This window comes from Hoeflea sp. (assembly GCF_039975035.1).
Lineage (GTDB): Bacteria > Pseudomonadota > Alphaproteobacteria > Rhizobiales > Rhizobiaceae > Hoeflea.
Map to the genome: position 1 here is coordinate 1 of NZ_JBDWHW010000170.1, position 9228 is coordinate 9228.

10 protein-coding genes are annotated in these 9228 nt (G+C 56.8%); all 10 read left to right on the top strand.

The genetic code is table 11. The annotated features are described in order from the left end of the window. Window positions 1-45 precede the first annotated feature (45 nt). Window positions 46-1224 carry an ABC transporter substrate-binding protein gene (locus tag ABJN75_RS15640; protein WP_348440520.1) on the top strand — a complete coding sequence of 393 codons (1179 nt, stop codon included), beginning with the start codon at window positions 46-48 and terminating at the stop codon, window positions 1222-1224. An 89-nt stretch (window positions 1225-1313) separates the two neighbouring features. Further along, complete coding sequence (locus ABJN75_RS15645) at window positions 1314-2153, top strand: ABC transporter ATP-binding protein (RefSeq protein ID WP_348440511.1); 840 nt, start codon at window positions 1314-1316, stop codon at window positions 2151-2153. 98 nt (window positions 2154-2251) lie between these two features. Further along, a complete protein-coding gene (locus ABJN75_RS15650) occupies window positions 2252-2854 on the top strand; it encodes a TetR/AcrR family transcriptional regulator (RefSeq protein ID WP_348440512.1) in 603 nt (200 codons plus the stop codon). Between the two features lies 1 nt (window position 2855). Further along, window positions 2856-4019 (top strand): isovaleryl-CoA dehydrogenase, encoded by a 1164-nt coding sequence (locus ABJN75_RS15655; protein ID WP_348440513.1) that lies wholly within the window; start codon window positions 2856-2858, stop codon window positions 4017-4019. A 59-nt stretch (window positions 4020-4078) separates the two neighbouring features. Continuing rightward, window positions 4079-4462 (top strand): AbrB/MazE/SpoVT family DNA-binding domain-containing protein, encoded by a 384-nt coding sequence (locus ABJN75_RS15660; RefSeq protein WP_348440514.1) that lies wholly within the window; start codon window positions 4079-4081, stop codon window positions 4460-4462. Continuing rightward, entirely contained in the window at window positions 4462-4842 is a 381-nt protein-coding gene (locus ABJN75_RS15665; protein WP_348440515.1) for a type II toxin-antitoxin system VapC family toxin, read from the top strand. The genes ABJN75_RS15660 and ABJN75_RS15665 overlap by 1 nt, the downstream gene beginning before the upstream one ends. Continuing rightward, the gene (locus ABJN75_RS15670) at window positions 4842-6458 is read left to right on the top strand and encodes a carboxyl transferase domain-containing protein (protein WP_348440516.1); all 1617 of its coding nucleotides are present in this window, start codon (window positions 4842-4844) and stop codon (window positions 6456-6458) included. Before ABJN75_RS15665 ends, ABJN75_RS15670 begins: the two co-directional genes overlap by 1 nt. 131 nt (window positions 6459-6589) lie before the next feature. Continuing rightward, window positions 6590-7975 (top strand): endonuclease NucS domain-containing protein, encoded by a 1386-nt coding sequence (locus ABJN75_RS15675; RefSeq protein ID WP_348440517.1) that lies wholly within the window; start codon window positions 6590-6592, stop codon window positions 7973-7975. A gap of 95 nt (window positions 7976-8070) precedes the next feature. After that, window positions 8071-8328, top strand: coding sequence for a hypothetical protein (locus tag ABJN75_RS15680; RefSeq protein ID WP_348440518.1), 258 nt, complete (start codon window positions 8071-8073; stop codon window positions 8326-8328). Between the two features lie 66 nt (window positions 8329-8394). After that, on the top strand, window positions 8395-9228 hold an 834-nt coding region (locus ABJN75_RS15685; RefSeq protein WP_348440519.1), incomplete at its 3' end, for a biotin carboxylase N-terminal domain-containing protein.

Consider the following 9228-nt stretch of genomic DNA (forward strand, 5'->3'; position numbering starts at 1 on the left):
CCGCCATCGCGTTCGTTGAGCATGGTCAGATAGTCGGGCATCCCCATTGCCAATGGCATGCACGACTATCTGACCATGCTCAACGAACGCGATGGCGGCATCAATGGTGTCAAGATCGAGGTCGACGAATGCGAAACCGGCTACGACACCCAGAAGGGCGTCGAATGTTACGAGCAGGCCAAGGCCAAGAACACCCTGGTGTTCAACCCGTGGTCGACCGGCATCACCCTGCAGGTGATTCCGAAAGCTTCGGTCGACAAGATTCCGGTGCTGTCGATGGCCTACGGTCTGTCGGCCGCGTCGCAAGGCGATGTGTTTCCCTGGGTGTTCAACCCGCCGATGACCTATTGGGACGGGGCGTCCGGAATCATCAAGTATATTGGTGAGCAGGAAGGCAGCCTGGAAAACCTCAAGGGCAAGAAGATCGGCTACATCTTCCTCGACGCCGGCTATGGCCGCGAGGCGATTCCGCTGATCGAAGACCTGGCCAAGGAATACGGCTTTGAAATGCTGCAGTATCCCGTTGCCGGCAAGGAAATGCAGAACCAGTCGTCGCAATGGCTCAATGTGCGCCGCGACAAGCCGGACTACATGGTGATGTGGGGCTGGGGTGCAATGAACCCGACAGCGGTGAAGGAAGCCACCAAGATCCGCTATCCGATGGACAAGTTCATCGGCGTGTGGTGGGCCGGAGGTGAAGATGATGCACGCGCCGGCGGCGCTGCCGCCAAGGGCTACAAGACGCTCAACTTCAATGCTGTGGGGCCTAACTTCCCGGCGTTGCAGGACATCAAGAAGCTGGTTGTCGATGCCGGCAAGAGCGAAGTCGATCCGGCCAAGTTTGGGGAAAACCTCTACAATCGTGGCATCGTCAACGCAGTCATCATGGCCGAGGCCGTCCGTGTCGCTCAGGATAAAGCCGGCAAGACGCTGATCAATTCGGAAGACATGCGCGTCGGGCTTGAGAACCTCGCCATCGACGAGGCCCGTCTGGAGGCTCTCGGCCTGTCGGGCTTCATGGCACCGATGAACATCACCTGCGCAGATCACTCCGGTCATAACAAAATGTATGTGCAGGAGTGGGATGGCGAGAACTGGCAGAAGGCATCGGACTGGTTCAGCCCGATGACCGACAAGGTGACACCGCTGGCGATCTCTGCAGCCGAGGAATACAAGACCTCGAATGCGCCGTGGCCGGACCGCACGGAAGCCTGCGCCAACTAGGCTGCTAAACCGAAACTCGTCCGCGCGGAGAGAGTTTTTCCGCGCGGACGGCATCCGCCTCTGCCCTTGACCAAGCCCGGAGTAGGTTCATGACGGCCTCTACACAGATTGAAACCGGCGCGGCGTTAAAGCCGATCCTGTCGATCAACAACATCGAAGTCATCTACGACCATGTGATTCTGGTGCTCAAGGGAGTGTCACTGGTGGTGCCGGAAGGCGGAATCGTGGCCTTGCTGGGCGCCAATGGCGCGGGCAAATCCACGACATTGAAAGCCATCTCGAACCTGTTGCGCTCCGAGCGCGGCGAGGTGACAAAGGGATCCATTGAGTTTGAAGGCGACCGGATCGAAGCGCAAACCGCCAATGAACTGGTGCGGCGCGGCTGTATCCAGGTGATGGAGGGCCGGCATTGCTTCGGGCACCTGACGGTCGAGGAAAATCTGCTCACCGGAGCGTTCACCCGGCGCGACGGCAATGCGGCGATCAAGCGCGACATGGAAATGGTTTATGATTATTTCCCGCGGCTGAGGGAACGTCGCGGCAGCCAGGCAGGCTACACATCCGGTGGCGAGCAGCAGATGACGGCGATCGGCCGGGCGCTGATGAGTCGGCCGAAGATGATCCTGCTCGACGAACCGTCGATGGGACTGGCGCCACAATTGCAGGAAGAGATCTTCGAGATCGTCAAGAAGCTGAACGAACAGGAGGGCGTGTCCTTCCTGCTGGCCGAGCAGAACACCAATATCGCGCTCCGATACGCCACCTACGGCTATATCATGGAATCCGGCCGCATCGTGATGGACGGTTTGGCCAAGGATCTGCGTGAGAACGAGGACGTCAAGGAATTTTATCTCGGCGTCGGCGGCGAGGGCCGCCGCTCGTTCAAGAACGTCAAGCACTACAAGCGCCGCAAGCGCTGGCTGGCCTGATCCGCTACGGGGCGGTGTGTGGCAGGACCCGGAACGGGACTTGCGGTATGCACAGGAAGACGATAAAATAAACAAACGTTCATTTAATTGTGTGAGTCATGGCGCGACGAGCGGGATCAAACGGGGCTGAAACAGCGGAAAAGGTGCGCAATGCCGCACTGGAGCTGTTTGCGCGCTCGGGCTATGCTGCGGTATCGATGCGGGCGATCGCGGCGGAGACCGGCGTGCAGGCCGGCGCAATCTACAATCATTTCCCGACCAAGCAGCATCTGTTGCATGAACTCCTCGTGGTTCACATGGAAACGCTGCTCGAGGCCTGGGCGGAGGCCGAACAGCCGGGGCTTGCTCCGCCGGCGGCGCTTGAAAATTTTGTCCGGTTTCACATTCGCTATCATCTCGACAGATCCCGGGAAGTGTTCATCTCCTATATGGAGCTCAGGAGCCTCGAGGATGAGAACTTCAGCACCATCGAACGCTTGCGGCGCACCTATGAGAAAGTGCCGCGTGACATTCTCGACCGGGGCGTCGGCGATGGTTCATTCGACATCATCGATCCACAGGTCACCACCATGGCTATCATCGCCATGCTCAACGGCATGACCACCTGGTACCGCGAGACAGGGCGGTTGTCGCTCGACGAGATCGAGGCGGTCTATATCCGTCTGGTAAAGCGACTGGTGGGACAGAAGAAGGAAGATTGAAGTGTTCACGACAAGCATGAATTTCGGACTTGGCGAAGAGATCGATGCGCTCAGGGATATGGTGTCGCGGTTTGCCGGCGACCGTATCGCCCCGGTGGCCGACCAGACTGACCGGGAGAACCAGTTTCCCATGCATCTGTGGCAGGAGATGGGAGCGCTTGGCCTGCTCGGCATGACTGCTGATCCGATCTATGGCGGCACCGGCATGAGCTATCTGGCGCATGTGGTGGCAATGGAGGAGATCAGCCGCGCCTCGGCCTCGGTCGGACTGTCTTACGGCGCGCACTCCAATCTGTGCGTCAACCAGATCAATCGCTGGGGCAATGAAGCGCAGAAGCAACGGTATCTGCCCGGACTGTGCAGTGGCGTGGACGTCGGCGCGCTGGCGATGAGCGAACCCGGCTCGGGCTCGGATGTGGTGTCGATGAAGCTTCGCGCCGAAAAACGCAACGACCGTTACGTGCTCAACGGCAACAAGATGTGGATCACCAACGGTCCGGACGCCAACACGCTGGTGGTCTATGCCAAGACCGATCCGGAGGCTAAATCACGCGGCATTACCGCGTTCCTGATCGAAAAGGGCATGGCCGGGTTCTCTACCGCGCAGAAGCTCGACAAGATGGGCATGCGCGGATCCAACACCTGCGAACTGGTGTTCGAGGATTGCGAAGTGCCGTTCGACAATGTGCTCGGCGAAGAAGGCCAGGGCGTGCAGATCCTGATGTCCGGACTTGATTACGAGCGCGTGGTACTTTCGGGCGGGCCGCTCGGCATCATGGCGGCGGCGATGGATGCGGTGGTGCCCTATTGCCATGAGCGCAAGCAGTTTGGCGAGCCGATCGGCAATTTCCAGCTGATGCAGGGCAAGCTCGCCGACATGTACACGACGATGAACGCCTGCCGGGCCTATGTCTATGCCGTGGCGCAGTCCTGCGACCGGGGCGAGACCACCCGCAAGGATTCCGCCGGCTGCATTCTCTATGCCGCGGAAAAAGCCACGCAGGTGGCGCTCGAGGCGATCCAGGCGCTGGGCGGCAATGGCTACATCAATGATTATCCGACGGGCAGATTGTTGCGCGACGCCAAGCTCTATGAGATCGGCGCCGGCACCTCGGAAGTGCGCCGCATGCTGATCGGCCGCGAAATGATGGCGGAGACGAAGTGAGGTGATTGTGCTATATTGCCATGAATGAAATATATGGCAGGTAATCAAAAGGTGGCATGATGACAGGGCGCACCAAAAAGACAATCTTTGAGGAAACAGGCCAGTCGCACTACGACGCCGTATTTGGCGAAAGGAAAAAGCCGATGCTGGACCGGGTAAAGCTCGGCGAAGGCGGACGGCTGGTTATCCCAGCAGCAATGCGTGAGGCGCTCGGGGTCAAGCCGGGCGACGAGTTGGCGTTGGAAGTTGAGGACGGGGAGTTGAAGATCAAATCCTACCTCGCGGTGATCAGCGAACTGCAAGACGAGTTCAACAAACTCGTGCCCGCGGGAATGGATGTGGTCGGTGATTTTCTGAAGGAACGCCGGGAAGAGCAAAAGCGTGCGAATGAGCGGCTGGATCGCTTGCATGACGAAGGAATTCGCCTGAAGGACAACACCTGATGGGTGTGGTCGTCGACAGCTCGGTCGTCCTGGCGGTGTTGCGTAATGAAGAAGGCTCGGAGCGGGCAGCGGTTGCGATGGCCGACAGTTGTCTGTCTTCGGTGAACGCTGTTGAGGTTGTGACACGGCTGATTGATCTGGGCTACGAACCTGATCGCGCTGTGTCGGCGCTTTCCAGGACGCGGCTCTCCGTCGTTGCTTTCGACGAAGACTTGGCCCTGTTGGCTGGTCGCTTGCGTGCGACTACCCGCCATTGCGGTCTCTCGCTGGGTGACCGGGCCTGCCTTGCGCTTGCCATTCGCGAGAATGCGACGGCACTGACCGCAGACCGAAACTGGGCCGATCTCGACCTGCCTTGCAAAGTGGAGCTTATTCGCTGATGTCTGTCATCCAATCCAAAATTTCCACTGGCTCGCAGGCGTTCAAGGACAACGCCGCGAAGATGCATCAGCAGATTGCCGAGACGGCAGAAGTTGCTGCATTGCACGGCCAGGGCGGGCCGGAAGCCTCGCGCGAGCGGCATGTCGGGCGTGGCAAACTCTTGCCACGGGAGCGGGTAGCGACGTTGCTTGATGCGAGCTCGCCGTTTCTGGAGATTGGCCGGTTTGCCGCACACGGACTTTATGGTGGGGACATTGCCAGCGCCGGATTGATTGCCGGTGTCGGCCGGGTCAAAGGCCGCGACGTGATGGTGGTGTGCAACGACGCCACGGTGAAGGGCGGCACCTATTATCCGCTGACGGTGAAAAAGCATTTGCGGGCCCAGGAAATCGCGCTCGAAAACAATCTTCCCTGCATCTATCTGGTCGATTCCGGCGGCGCCAATCTGCCCAACCAGGACGAGGTGTTTCCCGACCGGGATCATTTTGGCCGGATCTTCTTCAACCAGGCCAATATGAGTGCTGCGGGAATTTCGCAGATCTCCGTGGTGATGGGATCGTGCACGGCGGGCGGCGCCTATGTACCTGCCATGTCGGACGAGACCATCATCGTGCGCGATCAGGGCACGATCTTTCTCGCCGGCCCGCCGCTGGTCAAGGCCGCGACGGGTGAGATCGTCAGCGCCGAGGATCTGGGCGGTGGCGATGTACATACGCGGCTGTCGGGCGTGGCTGATCATTTGGCAGACAATGATGCCCACGCGCTGGAGCTGGCGCGGCAGGCGGTGGCCAATCTCAATGATCGCGGCAGGGCAGGGCTGTGTCAGATGGATTGTCTGCCACCGGAAGACCCGCTCTATGACCCGGACGAGATTGCCGGCATCATTCCCGCCGACACGCGCCAGCCCTACGACATTCGCGAGGTGATCGCCCGCATCGTTGACGGCTCGCGGTTTGACGAATTCAAGGCGCGCTACGGCACCACAATCGTCTGTGGCTTCGCCCATGTGATGGGCATGCCGGTGGGCATCGTCGCCAACAATGGCGTGCTGTTTTCCGAAAGTGCTGTGAAGGCTGCGCATTTCATCGAGTTGTGCTCGCAGCGAAAAATCCCGCTGGTGTTCCTGCAGAACATCACCGGCTTCATGGTCGGGCAGAAATACGAGGCCGGCGGCATCGCCAAGGACGGCGCCAAGATGGTTACCGCGGTGGCAACCACGCAGGTGCCGAAAATCACCATGATCGTCGGTGGTTCGTTCGGCGCCGGCAATTACGGCATGTGCGGCCGGGCCTATGGCCCGCGGTTCATGTGGGCATGGCCCAACAGCCGGATCTCGGTGATGGGCGGCGAACAGGCGGCAGGCGTGCTGGCCACCGTCAAGCGCGACGCCATCGAGCGCAAGGGCGGCAACTGGTCAAGCGAGGACGAGGCCGAGTTCAAGCGCCCGACCATCGAGATGTTCGAGACTCAAAGCCATCCGCTCTATGCCTCGGCGCGGCTGTGGGATGACGGCATCATCAACCCGCTCAAATCACGCGAGATATTGGCGCTGAGCCTGTCGACGGCGCTGAATGCGCCGGTGGAGGATACGAAATTCGGGGTGTTCAGAATGTGATGATGCTCAATGCCTGTTCTCAGGAGAGTTTACCATAGGAATCTTACCTCGGATCCAATAGGAGTGTAAGATTTGATCGTTGAATCACGTGTCGCGTATACAGAATTTGATCTCACCATCGGGTAATAAAGATGCTGTGGTATACCGAAAAATTACTCGAAGACTGCATTGCTGCTGCGCCGGAGGCATTTCTCGGTGAGCCTCTTCGTTTAAAAGCACAGCAGTACCGCATAGGAGGTTTTGTTCCTGATCTGATATTCAACGACGACAAGGAATCAATAGTTATAGTCGAGGTTCAAAAAAATGCCTTGGATAGAATGCATTTGTATAAATGCCTTGAGTACAGAGATTTATTAAAAGACAAAAGCGAAGGTGTTAATGTTAGAGTTTTGCTGGTTTGTGAATCAATATCTAAAAATCACGAATCTATTATAAAAACGCACTCTATAGAGTTTTTTGCCATAAGCGCGGATGAATTGTTAGAAAAAGCTATGGTGCACTCCCGAAGTGTGCTGATAAATCATCTTGTCTCTGGATTTAGTCAGATTGTATCAGATGCTCCTAAAAACAAACAATCTTATGAGCTGCGTCCATATTTATGGTCGAGATATGATAATATATTGGATGTATATACATTTATAATGAAAGAAATCGATAGGGCCGGGATCTCTGAATCAATCGCTAAAAACAGTGATTTTAACGAGTTGCTTGACCTTGCTAGAGAGACTCGGACCCGTGGATCAAGCTTTTCCAATATACTAGATCCGTCGCGGTGGCGTATTGATGCGCTATTTTTCGAACCTTCCGGCTGGATCCCACCGGAACATCAATCGTTGACGCGAATTCGCAAGCCGAAGATTACAGTGTCAATTATTGCTACGTCCAAGGGCAATCTGAGTGTTCGTTGGTTTCCCGAAACTCGTGACCGTTCTGGGCACTCAATCGACTGGATCGCTTCCCCGAGTACTCAATCGTACGGCTACGAAAGGCCGGAAAACGAGATACTTTTTGTTCGGTCTATAGATAAATATGACCCAAGGAATAATTATTCGAACTATTATGCAGATTTTGAAATGCGTGAGAGTTTGAATAGCATGTTTATTGGCCTTGTATGTGCTCTCATTGAGAGTGTGTTTCTGGATATATCTCGCGTTGTAGATGTAGTTGATAGAGATACATTTAGGATTATTAAAGGAACGGAGCATGCTGATGGATTTATTTCAAAAAGATATGAGGTGAAAGGGTGGGAGATATGCAGTGCCGAACAGATTAAGGTTGAAATTTCTCAAGCTAGAATAGACAAATTTTTTGAAGAGTATCCCGTTTCTTTAGAAGATATTTTTGTCCGGATCGAAGCTCAAGGTTTAGGATTGGGAGAGCGCGCATATAGTTTGTTGGCAAAAGATTTGCGTTCCGATGGTCTAAAAATCACGGTGAAGCATGTACGCGAATTGTTCACGGATTTAGAAGTCGTCAAAAATGAACGCACACTGAGGTTGTTGTACGCGCGGAAGTAGGTGGAGTTTTGTGCTGTATTATGTTGAGTATATTGAGTTTTCAAAATACTCGCATTTTTCAGCACGCACTAAATTGCTGCTCAGGGGGCAAAGGTATGGCTGAGATTGCTATCGAACTGGATGAGGCGGTGGAGGAAGCGCTGAAGCAGCGGGCAAGGGCCAGCGACCGCTCCGTCGAAGCGGAGATCAGGCGCATTCTTGCGCAGGCGGTGGGTTTCGTGCCGCTTGATGATGAGGGAATCTCCGTGAGAGAACGGCGCTTTAGCGATTTTGTTGGTAGTGCAGCCAGCGGTCGTAGCGCTGACGAAATCACAGCGGAAATCCGTGCGCTGCGGGATGAATGGGACGATTGAGCTTCTAATGTTGGAATTGCTGCGGCTCGGGTCGCAAAGCCAATTGGGCTGGTAAGGGAAGAGACCATGATCACCAAAATCCTCATCGCCAACCGGGGCGAGATTGCTTGCCGGATCATGCGCACGGCGCGGAAGATGGGTATCGCCACGGTCGCGGTCTATTCCGAAGCCGATGCCAAGGCATTGCATGTCGAAATGGCCGACGAGGCGGTGCTGATCGGGCCGGCGCAGGCGTCCGAAAGCTATCTCAAGGTTGATGCCATTCTCGATGCGGCAAAACGCACCGGCGCGGATGCAATCCATCCGGGCTACGGTTTCCTGTCGGAAAATCCGGATTTCGTCGAACGTGTCGAAAAGGCCGGGTTGATCTTCATCGGGCCGTCGGCCAAGGCGATCCGGGCGATGGGGCTCAAGGATGCGGCGAAAGCGCTGATGGAAAAGGCCAATGTGCCGGTGGTGCCGGGCTATCATGGGGAGGCGCAGGAACTTGTGGTGCTGGCCGGCAAGGCCAACGAAATCGGCTTTCCGGTGCTGATCAAGGCCCGCGCCGGCGGCGGCGGCAAGGGAATGCGCAAGGTCGATCATCAAGCGGATTTCCCGGCAGCGCTGTCTTCGGCCAGACGCGAGGCGAAAGCCTCGTTCGGCGACGACCGGGTGCTGGTGGAGAAATACGTGACCACGCCGCGCCACATCGAAATCCAGGTGTTCGGCGACAAGCACGGCAATGTGGTGCACCTGTTCGAGCGCGACTGTTCGGCGCAGCGCCGCCACCAGAAGGTGATCGAGGAAGCGCCGGCGCCGGGCATGACCGCCGAGATGCGCGCGGCCATGACCGCCGCAGCGGTGAAGGCGGCGATCGCGATCGATTATAGCGGGGCCGGCACGATCGAATTCATCGTC